We start from the raw sequence: 16,202 nt of genomic DNA on the forward strand, positions 1-16,202 counted from the left end.
ATTTCCCTGCCGGTATTCCCGACGATTTTGCGCGTTTTAGGGAAATCAGTTCAAATTTTCCAAATCTATAGAATTCTGCCAGCAAGTGAATTTTGTCAATTGTTGTTTAGGATTGAATACCGGTATTTGTTTTTTGTGATGTCGAGAATTCCGAATACAGGTAAACTAGCGTAAGTCCAAAAAATTCCAAATCAATCAAGGAAAGTCACTTTTCTCATATGTGAGCGTTGGATTTAGTCGTTATTCTTCACAACGAAATAATGCCGGTACACGACTTGGAATTGATAGAGGACGTCTCCGAATTTATTGAATCCCTCATTGCCGTCCAGATTGTCGGTAAAAGTCCACATCATGGTACCTTCTCCGGCTATGTCGGAATAGGGGCCCAAGCGATAGGTCAAACCTGCCCTCGCCGGAATATAGCCAGTTGTAATTTCGTATTTGGTCGGTACTTCTTCGCTGTCGAACGACTTGGTCTGCTCAGTTCGAGAATGCATTACGCCAAGTCCGAATCCGCCGTAAAGGTTGAACAGGCTGCGGTGCATGTGATTGCTGAATTTGATGATGTACATACTGGGCATCACATCAAAATAGTACACCGGGCCTTTGGCGGTGAAGGAGGCAGAATTCTCAATCCAATCTTCAATGACGTCAGGGCTTGGATTCCCTCCGCTGCTGATGTATTGGTACCCTAGCGAAGTTCGCAGGTCAAAAGTAGGATTCAGTTTTCTGGTCAGGGCGACCGATATTGATGGTTTGATTTCAAAATTGAGTTCCTTGTATTGTCCGCCATTGTCTAGGTAGGCGAATGATGGACCCAAGCCTATGGAAAGAATATTGTCTCTCGATATACGCTCTTGATAGAAGCTCTGAGAGGCGACATTTCCTGCACAGAAGAGCAAAAAAAGGGCTGAAATATGTTGTACGAGGGACTTCATTGGTAGGGAATTGATAGTAAGAGATGAGTCTCTTAGTTTCCGCTTTGGCAACAAGCATGCCGGGAGGCATATTTGAAAGGGAAGAAGCTCAACTAATTGAATTACTGTTTGACCAGATCAGACGTTCTGGAAAGCATCCTGAATATCTGATTCAGTAATTTTTAGCTTTGTTCTGCAGTGTTTGACTAGTTCGGATGCTTCTTTGACCAAGGCCAAAAGTTCATCCACAGACTTGTTTCCCTCTTCGAGTTGGCTGAGAATGGTTTCGAGTTGGCTCATTGCTTCAGTGTAACTTTGGGTTTTCATTGTTGATCGATTTGGTTGACCGTACTTCTGATTTTTTGGTCTTGTGTAAAGGTATCTATTTGGTCTCCGACCTGAGCATCAGCCAGGTGGATTGGTTTTCCGGCCAGTTCCGTACGTGTATAGCCCCGTTTTAGGATCGATTGGGGATCCAGTTGGCGCAAAAGCTTTTCTTGATTTTCGAGTTTTTCAGCTTGCTTTTGAAAATAAGCTTCAAAACTCTTTTTCAAGGACTGTTCTAGATTTTGCAGATTGTATTCCTTGATTTTCAACTGATTTTTGGCGGCAAGGCCAATACGACTCAAACGGTTTGTTACCTTCTCAAGTTCGATAGCGGTCCGGTTTTTCGCAATTGACTTTGCCCGAAGTTCGAGTTGTTGGATTTTAGTTTCTTCTTCACGAAGCTTTTGGCGTGTTGACCTGTCCAGTCTTTGCGTCACCATTTCCAGATTTCCTTCAAACTCCCGAAAGCTAGAAAGAAGGAATTCCGCCACCGCAGTTGGAGTTTTTAGTCTGGTGTGGGCTACCAGATCGGCGACAGTCTCATCCCGCTCATGCCCGATACCGGTGAAGATCGGCAGCGGGAAATTTGCGATCGCAGCAGCCAGCCGATAGTCATCAAAGCAATCCAAGTCCAGTTGCGCACCTCCGCCTCGGATAAGGATCACCACATCAAATCCAAGTTTTTCGTGCTCGATTCTAATCCGCTCCAAAGCCGATAGCTGCGTGTTTACCGCATCATTGCCCTGCATGAGCGCATTGAACAGCTTGTAATACACTTTGTATCCGTAGCGGTTTTGGTCGATTTGATTGACAAAGTCACCATATCCTGCAGCGCTTGCACTGGAGATGATCGCAATCCGTTGGACAACCGGAGGAAGTTCGAAACGTCCATTCAGGCGAAGCAATCCTTCCCGAGTCAGACGATCGATAGTCTCCTGACGGTTCCTGGCTCTTTCTCCCAAAGAAAAAGAAGGGTCAATGTCCTTTACGTTGATGCTCAGCCCGTATAGGGGGTGGTAGTTGACTGCAACCTGAGCCAGGACTTTCATTCCGTTTTTCAATCCAGTTCCCGTGACTGATTCAAACTTTGCTGCGACAGATCGGTAGGTGAACTGCCAGAGATTGGACTTGATCTTTGCCGAAACCTGGCTTCCCTTTTTTTCAACCAATTCAAAATAAGCATGTCCCTGCGGAGCCTGTCGAAAGTCGGCAAGCTCACCGATCACCCAATAGACCGGTTCGAGTTCGTTTTCCAGGGTCAGCCGGATTTGCTCGGTCAGTTGGGAGATGGACAATGGAGACATAGCGAATTAGTCTTGTAGCGCTGCCTTGATCTGTCCGCTGAGTTCTGCGCTGGCTTTAAACATCGGTAGGCGTACCTGATCGCTTGCAATAATTTCTTGATGGAATAGTAGGTTTTTGATCCCTACCGGATTTCCCTCCAAATACATCAGACTATTCATTTTTAATAGCGAAAAAGTAGCGAGAAGGGACTCTTCGTGGCTTCCGTGGGTAAGTATTTTGAACAGCCCGGGGAAAGCATTAGCCATCACAGAGATCACGCCGCTGCCGCCGACAGCCATCAATGCCTTGGTCATCAGATCATCTCCGGAGAGCAGCAGGAAGTCTTTTGGCATCGCGGCCGCAATCTGCAGACACTGCTCCAGGTTGCCGCTAGCCTCCTTCATCCCTACGATGTTCGGGTGGTGCGAGAGCGCAAGAGTCGTATTCGCAGTCATATTAGACATGGTGCGTCCGGGTATGTTGTATAAAACGACCGGCGCTGGTGACGCATCGGCAATAGCAGTATAATGCGCTATGATTCCTTCCTGGCTAGGCTTGTTGTAGTAGGGACTGACAGAAAGTATCGCCGCAACGCCATAAAAATCGGTGTTTTTGATCTCATTCACCACGGAATGAGTGTTGTTGCCCCCGATTCCGAGCATGACTGGAACTCGACCCGCATTGTATTCCACGCAGGCTTTAAGCACTTGTTTCTTCTCTGACGAGGTTAAAGTAGCGGCCTCACCGGTAGTACCGAGTACCACCAGATAGTCCACTCCTCCGGAAACAACATGATCGATCAGGCGCTTTAGTCCGTCGAAATCAATCGATTGATCGTCATGAAATGGAGTGACAAGTGCCACACCGGTGCCTTTGAATGCATTCATGGTTTTATTGTATTTGAGGGTGCAAAGATAAAGTCTTCCCTGAGTTTTGGTAGGTATGGAGAGTTTTTTCTGACTGTCCATGAATCAAGGAGCAAAGGCGGTAATGGTTCTCAAGTAGCTAGTTTTGACCTGACCTTTTTCTTTTAGGCCAAAATTTATAAAAAATTCTATATCCCGAACGAATCGCAAGAATTACTGGTTTCTGAACATTGCAATACAACACTATCCATGCCCCAGTATTTCCCCTACTCTATTCTTGACCTTGCACTGATTCGTGAGGGCAGTGATGCCGCAGATGCCTATGCCCGAAGCCTGGATCTGGCCCAACACGCAGAAGCTTGGGGTTACAACCGGCTTTGGCTCGCAGAGCATCACAACATGCCTTTTGTGGGGAGTTCGGCTCCGACAGTGTTGATGGGGTTTATCGCCGGAGGGACGAAGTCGATCCGAGTGGGATCAGGCGGAATCATGATGCCCAACCACAGTGCTCTCATGGTGGCAGAGGAGATTGGCACTTTAGAACGACTCTATCCCGGCAGGATAGATTTGGGTTTAGGTCGTGCGCCGGGAACTGACCAGCGAACTGCTTTGGCTTTGAGACGGGGAAGAATCGAGACGGTGAACGACTTTCCGCAGGATTTGGAGGATTTGCAGCGATATTTTTCGTTTGACAATTCCCGCTCGGATGTTCGGGCGTTCCCGGCCGAAGGATTGGACGTGCCGATTTACATCTTGGGGTCAAGCATGAGCAGCGCAATTTTGGCGGCTGAGCGCGGTCTTCCGTACGTTTTTGCCAGTCACTTTGCACCAGCTTATTTTATGCAGGCTACAAAGTACTATCAGGATCATTTTCGCCCGTCGGAGCAACTCCGAGCCCCTTTCGTGATGGCCTGTGTGAATGTGATCGCTGCGGATACAGACGATGAAGCAAATTTTCTGGCTACCTCTTTTTATCAAATGGCCCTGGGAATCATCCGTCAAAAGTCCTATCCACTTCGTCCGCCTGTGGAGGACATGTCGCAAATCTGGAACGAAGCCGAAGCTGAGGCGATCCAGAATATGATGGCAGTTACTTTTGTCGGCACTAAGGAAACGGTTGGAAAAGGGTTGGCAGATCTCATCCGTCACACCGGGATCAACGAGGTGATGATCACCTCCAACCTGTTCGAGCATTCGGCGCGCTTGCATTCATTGGACTTGACAGCACAAGCTTTGCGCGAGATTTCGATTTAGTATTCTTGACAAAGTCAACGCTTGAGCAAACTTGGATCTGTAGTTTTTTATTTTTCCAAAAACCTTGATCCAGGCGTTCTAGCTCGTTTGATTTTTATCCGTTTCTTTGAATAAACCTACTAAGAAAAAGTCATGAATCGATTTGTCGTTGGATTTGTCGCAGCGCTTTTGGCACTCGGAGCTGTTTGGTTTTTTGTAGATAAAAAGGAAAACAAGGACGAGATCAAGGCGGACTCTGCGCTGATCCAACAGCAGATCCTGAGTGTGGGGAAATTGATCGTGACGGAGGGCTACTACTCCCAGGTTTTCACTTTCAAAAACTCACAAAACCTCTTCCTAAACATGATAACCTCGGACAAACGGGCCCTGGTCGTGGTCAATGCCAAAGCAACTGTCGAGTACGATCTACGCAAGCTGAAGACGGAGATTGACGAAGTAGGGAAGACTGTCATTTTGAAAAGTATCCCCGAGCCGGTGATCAATATTTATCCCGAAATAGAGTACTACGATGTGACGCAAGACTACTTCAATAAATTTGAAGCCAAAGACTACAATAAGATCAAGGCCTCGGTGACTGGCCGCATCCGGGAAAAAATCGAAGCATCCGATCTGAAAGCCGATGCCCGTGAGCGACTTATGAGCGAGTTGCTGAATATCTACGTCCTCACCAATTCCATGGGTTGGACGCTGCAATACAACGAACTGGTCATCGAGAATCCCGAACAGATGAAGCAGTTGAAACGCTAGCTTTATTGGACTAAATTAGGGTTGAGGTTTTTTTCCGAGATTAAATGCGTCGGTAGACCAAAGTGCCCAAACGATTAGAATCGGCTGAAAGAACAATCTGATTAGCCGCTTTTGGTCTGTGTCCAAACCGAAGGCGTCGATGCCGTTAGTATATTGAGATAGGTTGCCAAAGAACACGAGGATAAGGAAAACTGCCAGAGCGATTCCAGTCTTTGTTTTTTGGCTCGTCCAAAAAATCATCGCAAGTCCGAGTCCGATCTCGACGACGCCAGAGGAAATCACTACAAAATCCAAAAAGCTCGGATCGTCGGGCAGCCATCTCGGTACCAAGGCCTGAAACTCCATTCTTTTAGAAGTAAGGTGTAATATGCCGGCGTAGACCATAAATGCGCCCAGGGTGATACGGAGGACAGTTTTTAAAATGGGTAATTTCATGTTGAAAAAGTGGTTTGGCGAGGAGCTAAGCTTTGATCCAGGCTCGAATCAATACTGAAAGATTGTCTCGATTGGAGGTGATTTCAGCCTGAGTGCGAAATCCCACAATTGCGCGATCATTTTCTCTCCAGTCCATCAGACCAAACCGATCTTGGATCAGTCGCTCTTTTGGCTGCTCCAGCTTTTTGGCACCGCGGTGAAAGACCAATTGTATTTGTTTTGGCGGATGGATCTTCATCGTGATCCGATCTGTTCCGGCAAAGATGAAATTGGGCCCGTTCCATTTGATGTTTTCGCGGATCCCTTTATCTGACTCCAGAATGATCGACCGCAAAAGCTCGATCTCGGTTCGCAAGGGGTGATCGAGCGCGTCGAGAAAATGAGTGACTTCAGGGTTGGGGCCCATAGATTCAACCGTTTAGCTCACTTTTTGCCTTGATCGCTTCATTCATCAACTGAAACCCAAGGGCCGTTTTGTGAAGCATTCCGCTGAGCAATGCCACCAAGAGCCCAGTGAATATCTCTCCGTGAACCAATCGGGTTTCGTTTTTTCCGACTTGGTCGAGGACAAAATAATGCTCCCCGTCAAAGACTCCTTTGAAGAGTAATTTACCTTTCCATCGGAATTCTTTCTCCTTTTCAAACTTTAAAACCTCAGGCCTAAAAGTCATTCCACCTCCTCCGGGCGGTTGAATCCTCACTTCGATAATTTCACCGACTACCTTTTTTCCGGAGATATAAGGAATGAACGGATTCCACTTGGGATAGCTTTCGAAGTCAGCCAAAACTGCCCAAACCTGTGCCGGAGTTGCTTGGATGAGGATTTCAGTTTCAATTTTTTTCATAGTAAACGATCAATTAATTCGGCTGATTCATAGGTTGAAGGATGGAGAACTCCTGGGCGACTGCTCGTGGTTTTTATCCTGAGGAGCGAGCTTGTTGACCACCAAGGCGATCGCACCGTCTCCCGTCACATTACAAGCTGTACCGAAGCTGTCCATCGCAATGTATAGCGCAATCATCAAACCGATCATTTCCTCATCAAATCCAAGCATGGCTTGCAGCACTCCTACCGCCGCCATAATCGCTCCGCCTGGCACTCCAGGTGCCGCGACCATGGCGATCCCAAGCATAAAAATGAACCCCGCGAACATGGTAAACTCGATCGGCTGTCCTTCCAAAATCATCAACGCCATGGCGCAAGCCGTGATTTTCATAATGCTTCCGGCCAGGTGAATGGTGGCGCAAAGGGGAATGACAAAGCCTGCGACTTTCTCAGGAACGCCGTTCTTTTCGGCCTGAATTAAGGTGACGGGAATCGTGGCCGCGGAGGATTGAGTGCCCAATGCGGTGAAATATGCCGGCATCATCGTCGCCAGGAGTCGTATTGGGTTCTTTTTCACGATTGATCCTGCGATTAAGTACTGCAGGAGAAGTAGCCCAATGTGCATCAGGAATATCACTCCGATGATATTCAGGAATACAGACAGGATGTTAAACACCTGCCCGCTGTAAGACATGCTGGCGAAAATCCCCAGGATAAATAGTGGCAGAAGTGGGACGATCACACTTTCGATCAACTGCATGATGATAACTTGAAAGTCTTTGACGGCAGACTTCAGGGTAGTCCCTTCCATAAAAGATAGTCCCAGTCCAATGATGAATGCCAAAACCAGTGCCGACATAACGTCAAGCACCGGGGGAATTGCAATGGTGAAATAAGGCGTAAGTTCTAGGGTAGACTCTTCAATGTCAGAGGCGGTTTGGAGGTGAGACTCCAAGAGTCCAGGGAAGATTCCGGAAGCTGTGAAATAAGTCATAAAACCCGAAAAGAGCGTGGATCCATAAGCGATGGCCGCGGTGAGGAGGAGCATCTTTCCGGCACCTTTTCCCAAATCTGAGATCGCCGGCATGATCAGTCCCATGATGATAAGCGGGATGGCAAAACTCAAAAATTGTCCAAAGAAGGCATTGAAGGTGGCAAATATCCGATTAAACCACTCCGGCAGATATAGCCCGAACACGATGCCGAGAACAATAGCGATAAAAACTTTTACAAGTAGATTGGAAAAGAATACTTTCATTGAGGTTTGTGGATAAATGGGAGATGTGATGGGGTGGTTTGAAAAAGCAAGTCACTAAGATAGGAGGAATGGTCAATTCAGCTGAATAGTATGCCTGATTATTGCGGGAAATGGAAATTCGCTATGCGGTAAAAATTATCTTATGTTAAGTTTGGAGGATTTCGCTGTCTTTTTGGGATCAACTTTTAACTTTTATGATGCCTGATCAGGTGGAGCTCGTCCAGAAACAGCACTTGAGTGAGCGCCTGGGAAATGTAGTCTTTGTCAGCATACAACTTTCCCTTCAGAGCCTTGATAAAGGAATTAGTTTTTAAGTGGTTATCCGTCATCAGTATTTCCAGGTGTGATCATCACACTGAGCAGCTGACCTTTGCCATTGACCACAAGATGGAGCTTGAAGCCATGGAAATAGCCCATAGTGGACTTACCTGTGGCAGCAATTCCTTTGAATACTTTGTTGCGTTTGATGCGTTTGTTTTTGCACACTCGGATCGGGATGTAGCCTATGAAGGAGAAGCCTGTAGCGGCTCCGAAACACTGTGATTTGAGGAACAATAACATGGGGACAGCAGCCTGCTGCATCAATTCTACAAAGCGGATAAGATACCAGATTTGGAAAATGACCCTCCAAATGCAGCTTTCCATCGTGGAGATAGAAGTGCATCATGTTGCGGAAGTCCACATAGTGAAACAACATCATGGGAGTGATGATCTCGCTGGAGCTCATTCGAGGTTTTCCCTTAGGTCCATTTCCGATGGTATGGCACCGGATTATTTTGTCAAATTGACGACAAAATTCGTCGATTAAATAGAAAATATCCGTAGGCCCATCGGTAGACAGAGTCGCCCTAATCGTATAAATACTTGATTTTTAGAATATTAAATACGTCTAAAACCAATGGCCTTATTTACCTTTTTTATACCACAATCCCCTATCTTCGCGAGAATTGTTAATCGAAATCAGGTTATCCGAATAAGCTGCCACCCAAGAAACTGACTGCACGAAAGTTTGAAACTAAACTTTTGGACTTTCTGAATGCGAATGAACATTGTGCGAATCAGTAGGCTCATCAGCCAAAAGTAAAGCGGAGTCGAGGTTCACTATTGACTGGGAAAATCAAAAATTAAGCATAATTTACCATTCATGACGATCACTATAGTAATCACATTTTGCACGTTGCTGCTCATTGCTTATGTGTTTGACCTGACATCTGCCAAGACAAAAATTCCATCTGTCATACTCTTGCTGCTACTGGGATGGTCTGTGAGAAAACTTACCGTTTTGATCGACCTTCCGCTTCCCGATTTTTCGCCTTTTCTCCCGGTCTTAGGTACGATCGGCCTTATTTTGATTGTGCTTGAGGGTTCTTTGGAACTTGAGCTGAATAAATCCAAGTTTGGACTAATCGGAAAATCGTTCTTGGGGGCTTTACTTCCCATTATTGCATTAGCCTTCGTCTTTGCTTTTGCTTTTAGATTTTTTGGAGACTATAGCCTTAGAGACAGCATCGTAAATGCAATCCCATTCTGCGTAATCAGCAGCGCCATTGCTATTCCCAGCGTCAGAAATCTTGGGTCACACAACAAAGAGTTTGTAATCTACGAAAGCAGCCTGTCGGATATTCTGGGGGTTCTTCTTTTTAACTTCTTGGCTTTCAATGAAATAATCACTGCTTCTTCATTCGGATACTTCGCGTTCCAACTCTTAATCATCGCGGTGGTTTCTTTCATTGCCACCATCGGCTTATCCTTTCTCCTAAATAAGATTGAGCACCATGTAAAATTTGTCCCCATCATATTGTTGGTTGTTTTGATTTACGCAGTCTCAGAGATCTATCATCTACCCGCACTGATTTTTATTTTGATTTTTGGACTGGCGATCGGCAACCTAGACGAGTTGAAGAAAATTGAGTGGATAAAAAGATTCAAACCGGAAGATCTGAATACTGAAGTCACAAAATTCAAAGAGTTGACTACCGAAGCCGCATTCCTAATACGCGCCATTTTCTTCATACTTTTCGGATACTTGATCGAAACCATCGAAGTCATCAACACGGATACTTTCATCTGGTCATTGGGAGTTGTGATTTGCATCTTCGCCGTCAGGGCCATCCAACTCAAACTTTCCAAACTCCCCTTGCGCCCGCTTTTGTTTGTTGCACCCCGTGGGCTTATCACCATTTTGCTGTTTCTATCCATTGCGCCTTCAAAGTCGATTCCATTCGTCAACAATTCACTTGTCATTCAGGTAATTATCCTGACTGCTTTGGTCATGATGGTAGGATTGATGACCAATAAATCCCAAAAGCCATAATTGAAAAAGAATCAAGATACTTTGTCGCAGGGACAGTAAGCTCTGGAGGTTTTGAAGGGCAAAAATTCAAGTCAGAAGGTTTAATCACCCCCCCATCATTGCCACAGTGGTCACCCAGACGATGACGCAGGAGAATAAAGTTTCGATTGTATTTGCCAAAAAGCCTTCTTTCTATCCATACAAAAGAAATCCCCAGCAATGGCAGCCGCATACATCCCCCGGACTGGGTGTTGTAACTACACCGCCCTATTCCTTCAAATTTTCTATTCGCCAGTCCGCCACAAGTAGAAAAGTAGCCGGTAGTAATCCGGTCAGGATATTTGGGAGTTTTGTTCTCAATGGCTATCGAGGACTACTCTCACCCCCCTCTACAGATAGATTTTATCTTGTCTTTCGATGGAATAGTTGAAAGTCAGGTGCCTTTTGGAGCGATCCGGAGGGGATTTTTAGTCTTGAAGCTTAGTTGATCTTTGGAGAGATTCTATATCTTGAGCAAACGAAAAGCAAAAACTACAGCCATTTGTGGTTCTTACAGTGACGGAAAAGCTACAGCTCTTTCAATGTGGAGAAGAATCCAAGCAGCCACTTTATCAATCTGAAAATCAAAACTATTTAAGAAATACAGGCAATTGCAGAACACATCCGAGAGGGCAGACATTCCACGATTGCGGGGAAAAATTGAAATAAATAGAATGGGTAAAAACATTATAGCAATACTGCTTTTGCTAACAACGATCCATCAAGTAAAATCACAAGACCTTAGCCAACTTGTGATTGGCACAAAACACTTACTTAGGTCTAACATCCTGAGCGAAGAGAGAGAATATTGGATCAGCCTCCCTGATTCGTACGATGATCCACAGTCATCCTACAAGAGATATCCCGTGCTTGTGGTGCTGGATGGAAACCTGCACTTTAGGACTGTTGCGGCGATGACAAACTACATGAGTTCTGATGTGTACCGAAGCTGGAAAATCCCGGAGATGATCGTGGTTGGGATTCAAAACGTGGATAGAAGAAGAGACTACACGCCGGAAAAAATCATGACAGTCAGGGAGAATAACACAGGCGGCGGAGATCGGTTTCTGGACTTTTTGGAAGTTGAACTCTTGCCTGAGCTGGATCAAGAGTTTAGAACAACCCCCTACAGAATACTTTACGGACATTCTTTAGGCGGCCTCTTGGCTTCCCACGCCTATTTGAAAAAAAAGACCCTATTCAACTCCTTTATTGCGATTGACCCAAGCTTTGGAACATGGGATTCAGAAACCATGGACAAAAAGTTGGACTCCCTGACGGAGCAATCCTTTGAAAGATTCATTTACCTAGCCACTGCCAATTGGGGCAAAAGGAATATCAGGAATCGTGATCGTCATGTACGATTCTATGAGGCATTGAATAGTAAATGCATAGGGGAATTGCCTGCAAAATTAGAATACTTCGAAAATGAAGATCACAACTCCGTACCGGTCATTGCTTTCCATAATGGGATCTCTGCAATCTTTGAAGGCTATGGAATTTCCTACCGTGATGTGGAAAGCAAAGAGCAACTGATCCAGCATTTTCAGGCACTCTCCAACCGGCTTTCATGGGATTTCCCACCTCCCGAGCACCTTGTAAATCAACTAGGTTACCAAATGATTCAAAGCGGGAATCATGAGGACAAGTCCAAGGCTTTAGAATTCTTTAGGATGAATGTGGAAAATTACCCCGAGTCATCCAATTCCTACGATAGCCTCGGAGAAGCCTATGAAGCATTGGGCGACACGCAAAAAGCAATCGAATACTATAAACAATCTCTTGAACTAAATCCTGGCAATGAAAACGCCAGAATGAAAATCAAAGAATTGAATACGGTCAAATAGATAAAATTGGAATCGACTAGACGGCGGCTCATCGGATTGTCACGCTCCCCTCGCAGTAGTCAAATCATCATCGGGATTGCGTGGGTTTGGTATAGGAAAGCGTATTTGAGCCTACACCCAGCGCCCAACCGATCTTCCAGCCTACAGACCAGACAAAACGGCCTCTCTACTTCTCGTACTCGATCTTCCTGATCTTCCAGGCCATCTGCCCATTGGGCGTTTGGACGAGCACTTCCTCGCCGACTTCCTTTTTCAGCAGGGCCTGCGCCATGGGAGAATCGATGGAGATGTAGTCCCTGCGCTCAAAAATCTCCTCTCCTCCCACGATGCGGAGGCGGATCTTGTGTCCTTTGGCATTCTCGATCTCGACCCAAGCCCCAAAGAGCACCTTTCCTTCCTGAAAGGGAGCATAGGGAATCACCTTCAGATCATCGATGCATTTGCGCAGGTAGTGGACCCTCTTGTCGATTTCCCGCAGTCGTTTTTTGTTGTAATGGTAGTCGGCATTTTCCGAACGATCCCCGAGACTGGCCGCCCATGCAACCTTTTGGGTGGTTTCGGGCCGCTCCACCTTCCAGAGGTGATCGAGTTCGGCCTTGACCTTGTCCAATCCTTCGGGGGTAATCCACATCGTCTTCATGTCGGTAAATTTGGGTTTTATTGGGTAAATGGGTCTGTGAGCTTTTCTTAAAGGTTTTTTACGCCAGGCCAAAAAAAGGGCAAATGCAGCAAAATCCAATCCCGCCACGCGTCGATAGCTTATTAGCCGCGACTTAGTCAATTTGCCCTCGGACCCGGGGAGCAAGCACTATGGCTCAGCACTGTTCACCGACCATGAGTGGCTGGAAGGTTGGTCATGCATAGCGTAGGCTCCCTTCTCATCAGTCCCAGCGGACGATTCATATCCTTGCCAGAGGTCGGCACGGGATCATATCGGCCATATCTAGGGCATTCGAAAACCAATTTGATCACCATTTTATCCAGCCATTAAAATGGCTGGCCAGAAGATCGAACATGCCTACGGCATTGAGCCGCATCTTCGTTCATTCCAAGTTACTATCCAAAGAAATTGACTCGATAATTTATGAAAAACAATAGCGAGGAACCTCCTCAGTCTCATCAGTCCCAGCGGGACGATTCATATCCCTGCCAGAGGTATTGACCTTTATTCACGCTCATACAACCGGAAACACGCCTCAAATAACCAAGACAAACGATTTCGCAGATTTGGCAAATCTTACCAACTCGCTTTGGCTTGTATTCCCTAAATTGGAAGCAAAGAAACTTTAAATACCCCCTACTAAGATCAAGCAGAACTCCGGTGGCAAAAATTGGAATAACTATTTCCCCTGCGAGATGCCATAGGGCAATTGAAAAACAAACAATAAACCGTATGAAATTAACCGCATTGACCTTCATGCTTGCAGTCACCGTTATGGTCTGCAACGCTCAGGAAACCCGACCAGGACCACAGCCCGCTCCCGAAACAGGTGAACAATTTAAGGTAGGGATCGCAGGATTCACCTTTGTGAAATTCGACCTCGACAAGACACTCGAGACGATGAAAGCCCTGGACGTGCATTACCTGTGTATCAAAGATTTTCATCTGCCGATGGCAAGCACCGACGCAGAGATTACTGCCTTTCATGAAAAACTAAAAGCCCATGAGGTGAAAGGATATGCTGTTGGCCCGATCTATATGAAAACAGAGGCCGAAGTGGATAGGGCATTTGAGTATGCTAAAAGAGTTGGAGTAAAGCTGATCGTGGGCGTTCCCAACGTGGAACTGCTTCCTTATGTCGATAAAAAGGTGAAGGAATATGATTTTAAATTTGCCATCCATCTGCACGGGCCGGATATCAAACTCTTTCCAGATGCAGAAGACGTCTGGAATCACACTAAAGATCTCGATCCTAGAATAGGCATGTGCCTGGACATTGGCCACGACACACGCAACGGAAAAGATCCAGTGGCCGACCTAGAAAAATATCACACCCGAGTCTTCGACATGCACATCAAGGACGTGACCGCACCGACGAAACTGGGTTACTCACTCGAAGTAGGCCGTGGGATAATCGACTTTCCGGCAATGGTCAGAATGATCAGAAAGGTAGGTTACACCGGAGTTTGCAGCCTGGAGCATGAGCGAAATCAAAACAATCCATTCATGGGAATTGCCGAATCCATTGGCTATTTCCGGGGTGTCATTGAAACGACCAAAGAATAGGTCTTTGAATTAAGGCGGCATATAAAAAGGCTGGATTCGAAAGGATTCAGCCTTTTTTAGGACGTGTCAAGGTCAAATTTCAATCCTTGTATGGGCGTAGTTAAATTGTTCTTTGGGATGGGATAGTTTGAATTGTCTTACTTTCTTATTCTGACAATTTAAAAAATGGTCATGATATTTGTAAGAGTTCACAAACTCACCCAGTTCCAACAACCAACTATGGAATTTGAAAAAACAATCACTGGAATTGGCGATTTTTATTCGCCACTATCCATAGCATGCCAGCAAGACCTTGTTGCAAATTCAAAAATCTGTGCATTTAAAAGAGGTGAGATAGTCGTTCGAGAGGGCCAGTATTCTGAAAAAGCGTATTTGATCGTAGAGGGTTGTGCACGGGCATACTATTTAAAGGACGGGAAAGATATTTCAGATTGGTTTGCTTTTGAAAATCAGTTTATGGCCTCTATAGTAAGTTTTTTCAGTGCAAAACCTAGCCCTCACTATGTTGAATTTGTCGAGGACTCGGTAGTTCTCGAATTTTCAAAAGACACTTTTGAGCACCTTTCCAACAGGTATCATGACTTTGAGCGCTTCGTCAGCAAAGTCGTGACCGAGACCATGCTAGGTCTTTGCGAAAGGCTTTATACCATTCAATTCAACAAAGCAGAAGAACGCTATAAGCATTTGCTAAGTATCCATCCAGATATCACGACCAGAATTCCGCTAACCCATATTGCCTCCTATCTTGGGGTCACACTGGAGACCTTGAGTAGAATAAGAAGCCCAAAAAATAGGACTTGATCTATATCAAATGAAAGCTCTTCCATGAAAATGACCTTTGGCAAAAGATTCAAAAAATGGAAGAAAACAACAAACAACCCACGTCAATTTGGGGAAAATGGTGGGAGCCCATCCGAAAATGGTTTTACCCAAGCTGGCTGGTCTATGAAACGTCAGTTCACTTTTATGCCTATGCAAAATTAGTCCATCATTATTTTGCAGGGCAGCAAGACCACCTAGTTTTTTATTTCGGGAATACTGCCACCGGAATGCTGGCGCTTTTTGGTAGCATATCCACTTTCGCTATCTGCACCGCTTTTTTAACAGCACCTGCTTGTTTTGTCCTTTATCATTTTTTCAAAAAAGAGAATCTGACAGGGACTATTTATGAAAAAAGGCTGAAACCTATTTTCTGATGGACTGGAAATCGACCAGGACCCAAGTGACACACCATGGGACGATCATTCACCCTGCGAGATTCCATGTGGCATTAAAAATTAAATTAAAAAACACATGAAAAAGATATTAATCATTAACGGTCATCCGGACGCGGAAAGCTTCAATTATGGATTATCCAACGCCTATAAAAGAGGTGCGGAAAAGTCGAATGCTGAAATCAAGGAAATTAACATCAGAGAACTGGATTTTAACCCAAACCTACAATTTGGCTATAGAAAGCGGACTGAACTGGAACCTGATCTACTGGATGCCCAAGAGAAATTAAAATGGGCTGACCACTTGGTGTGGATTTTTCCGGTTTGGTGGGGCTCTGTACCTGCGATGATGAAAGGCTTTTTGGACAGAGTCTTACTCCCAGGATTTGCGTTTAGCAAACGAGAAAACTCTTTATGGTGGGACAAACTTTTTACAGACAAAACTGCACGAATAATCTGCACTTTAGATCAACCGCCTTGGTATTACAGATTGGTCTATAGAAGCCCAAGCCATAATGCCATCAAAAAGGTAACACTGAACTACATCGGGGTAAAAAAGGTACGGACAACAGCTATTGGTCCCATTAGGCTTTCGAAAGAAGAGTTTAGAGAAAAATGGTTGAAGAAAGTGGAAAAGTTGGGGGAGAAGGGAATATAAAACCCAGTTT

Annotated in this window: 17 protein-coding genes and 1 pseudogene; 8 read left to right on the forward strand and 10 right to left on the reverse strand. The window is 45.4% G+C overall.

Annotation, left to right across the window (positions count from 1 at the left end; all coding sequences use genetic code 11):
- Nucleotides 1–233: 233 nt before the first annotated feature.
- The 4 genes from ABD031_RS18555 to dapA form a co-directional block, all read right to left on the reverse strand.
- A complete protein-coding gene (locus tag ABD031_RS18555; RefSeq protein ID WP_343854143.1) occupies nucleotides 234–938 on the reverse strand; it encodes a hypothetical protein in 705 nt (234 codons plus the stop codon).
- Nucleotides 939–1,055: 117 nt separating this feature from the next.
- The gene (gene xseB, locus ABD031_RS18560) at nucleotides 1,056–1,244 is read right to left on the reverse strand and encodes an exodeoxyribonuclease VII small subunit (RefSeq protein ID WP_343854144.1); all 189 of its coding nucleotides are present in this window, start codon (nucleotides 1,242–1,244) and stop codon (nucleotides 1,056–1,058) included.
- Nucleotides 1,241–2,548 carry an exodeoxyribonuclease VII large subunit gene (gene xseA / locus ABD031_RS18565; RefSeq protein ID WP_343854145.1) on the reverse strand — a complete coding sequence of 436 codons (1,308 nt, stop codon included), beginning with the start codon at nucleotides 2,546–2,548 and terminating at the stop codon, nucleotides 1,241–1,243. Before xseA ends, xseB begins: the two co-directional genes overlap by 4 nt.
- Nucleotides 2,549–2,554: 6 nt before the next feature.
- The gene (gene dapA, locus ABD031_RS18570; RefSeq protein WP_343854147.1) at nucleotides 2,555–3,415 is read right to left on the reverse strand and encodes a 4-hydroxy-tetrahydrodipicolinate synthase; all 861 of its coding nucleotides are present in this window, start codon (nucleotides 3,413–3,415) and stop codon (nucleotides 2,555–2,557) included.
- Between the two features lie 228 nt (nucleotides 3,416–3,643).
- Here dapA and ABD031_RS18575 point away from each other — a divergent pair, with 228 nt between their 5' ends.
- On the forward strand, nucleotides 3,644–4,648 hold the full coding sequence (locus tag ABD031_RS18575; RefSeq protein ID WP_343854148.1) for an LLM class flavin-dependent oxidoreductase: 1,005 nt from the start codon (nucleotides 3,644–3,646) through the stop codon (nucleotides 4,646–4,648).
- 132 nt (nucleotides 4,649–4,780) lie between these two features.
- Nucleotides 4,781–5,395 carry a DUF4230 domain-containing protein gene (locus ABD031_RS18580; RefSeq protein WP_343854149.1) on the forward strand — a complete coding sequence of 205 codons (615 nt, stop codon included), beginning with the start codon at nucleotides 4,781–4,783 and terminating at the stop codon, nucleotides 5,393–5,395.
- Nucleotides 5,396–5,410: 15 nt separating this feature from the next.
- Here the strand turns inward: ABD031_RS18580 and ABD031_RS18585 are convergent, their stop codons facing one another.
- From ABD031_RS18585 to ABD031_RS22415, 5 genes and pseudogenes are all read right to left on the reverse strand, one after another.
- Entirely contained in the window at nucleotides 5,411–5,830 is a 420-nt protein-coding gene (locus tag ABD031_RS18585) for a DoxX family protein (RefSeq protein ID WP_343854150.1), read from the reverse strand.
- A 25-nt stretch (nucleotides 5,831–5,855) separates the two neighbouring features.
- The gene (locus ABD031_RS18590; RefSeq protein WP_343854152.1) at nucleotides 5,856–6,236 is read right to left on the reverse strand and encodes a DUF1801 domain-containing protein; all 381 of its coding nucleotides are present in this window, start codon (nucleotides 6,234–6,236) and stop codon (nucleotides 5,856–5,858) included.
- A 4-nt stretch (nucleotides 6,237–6,240) separates the two neighbouring features.
- On the reverse strand, nucleotides 6,241–6,675 hold the full coding sequence (locus ABD031_RS18595; RefSeq protein ID WP_343854154.1) for an SRPBCC family protein: 435 nt from the start codon (nucleotides 6,673–6,675) through the stop codon (nucleotides 6,241–6,243).
- A gap of 27 nt (nucleotides 6,676–6,702) precedes the next feature.
- On the reverse strand, nucleotides 6,703–7,914 hold the full coding sequence (locus ABD031_RS18600; RefSeq protein ID WP_343854155.1) for a dicarboxylate/amino acid:cation symporter: 1,212 nt from the start codon (nucleotides 7,912–7,914) through the stop codon (nucleotides 6,703–6,705).
- Nucleotides 7,915–8,117: 203 nt separating this feature from the next.
- A pseudogene (locus ABD031_RS22415) lies at nucleotides 8,118–8,767 on the reverse strand (IS982 family transposase); the annotation flags it as partial.
- A 291-nt stretch (nucleotides 8,768–9,058) separates the two neighbouring features.
- Between ABD031_RS22415 and ABD031_RS18615 the strand changes: the two are divergent.
- A complete protein-coding gene (locus ABD031_RS18615) occupies nucleotides 9,059–10,228 on the forward strand; it encodes a cation:proton antiporter (protein ID WP_343854160.1) in 1,170 nt (389 codons plus the stop codon).
- A gap of 770 nt (nucleotides 10,229–10,998) precedes the next feature.
- The gene (locus ABD031_RS18620; protein WP_343854161.1) at nucleotides 10,999–12,093 is read left to right on the forward strand and encodes an alpha/beta hydrolase-fold protein; all 1,095 of its coding nucleotides are present in this window, start codon (nucleotides 10,999–11,001) and stop codon (nucleotides 12,091–12,093) included.
- Nucleotides 12,094–12,259: 166 nt separating this feature from the next.
- On the opposite strand, the gene greB is transcribed toward ABD031_RS18620, so the two are convergent.
- A complete protein-coding gene (gene greB, locus ABD031_RS18625) occupies nucleotides 12,260–12,733 on the reverse strand; it encodes a transcription elongation factor GreB (protein WP_343854163.1) in 474 nt (157 codons plus the stop codon).
- A 753-nt stretch (nucleotides 12,734–13,486) separates the two neighbouring features.
- On the opposite strand from greB, the gene ABD031_RS18630 reads away from it, so the two are divergent.
- From ABD031_RS18630 to ABD031_RS18645, 4 genes are all read left to right on the forward strand, one after another.
- Nucleotides 13,487–14,320: a sugar phosphate isomerase/epimerase family protein gene (locus tag ABD031_RS18630; protein ID WP_425542796.1), complete on the forward strand. Its 834-nt coding sequence runs from the start codon at nucleotides 13,487–13,489 to the stop codon at nucleotides 14,318–14,320.
- A 219-nt stretch (nucleotides 14,321–14,539) separates the two neighbouring features.
- Nucleotides 14,540–15,121 (forward strand): Crp/Fnr family transcriptional regulator, encoded by a 582-nt coding sequence (locus tag ABD031_RS18635; protein ID WP_343854164.1) that lies wholly within the window; start codon nucleotides 14,540–14,542, stop codon nucleotides 15,119–15,121.
- Between the two features lie 56 nt (nucleotides 15,122–15,177).
- Nucleotides 15,178–15,516, forward strand: a complete 339-nt coding sequence (locus ABD031_RS18640; RefSeq protein WP_343854166.1) for a hypothetical protein — start codon at nucleotides 15,178–15,180, stop codon at nucleotides 15,514–15,516.
- A gap of 97 nt (nucleotides 15,517–15,613) precedes the next feature.
- Nucleotides 15,614–16,192 (forward strand): NAD(P)H-dependent oxidoreductase, encoded by a 579-nt coding sequence (locus ABD031_RS18645; RefSeq protein WP_343854167.1) that lies wholly within the window; start codon nucleotides 15,614–15,616, stop codon nucleotides 16,190–16,192.
- The last annotated feature ends 10 nt before the right edge of the window (nucleotides 16,193–16,202 follow it).

The organism is Algoriphagus jejuensis, assembly GCF_039523455.1.
Classification (GTDB): domain Bacteria; phylum Bacteroidota; class Bacteroidia; order Cytophagales; family Cyclobacteriaceae; genus Algoriphagus; species Algoriphagus jejuensis.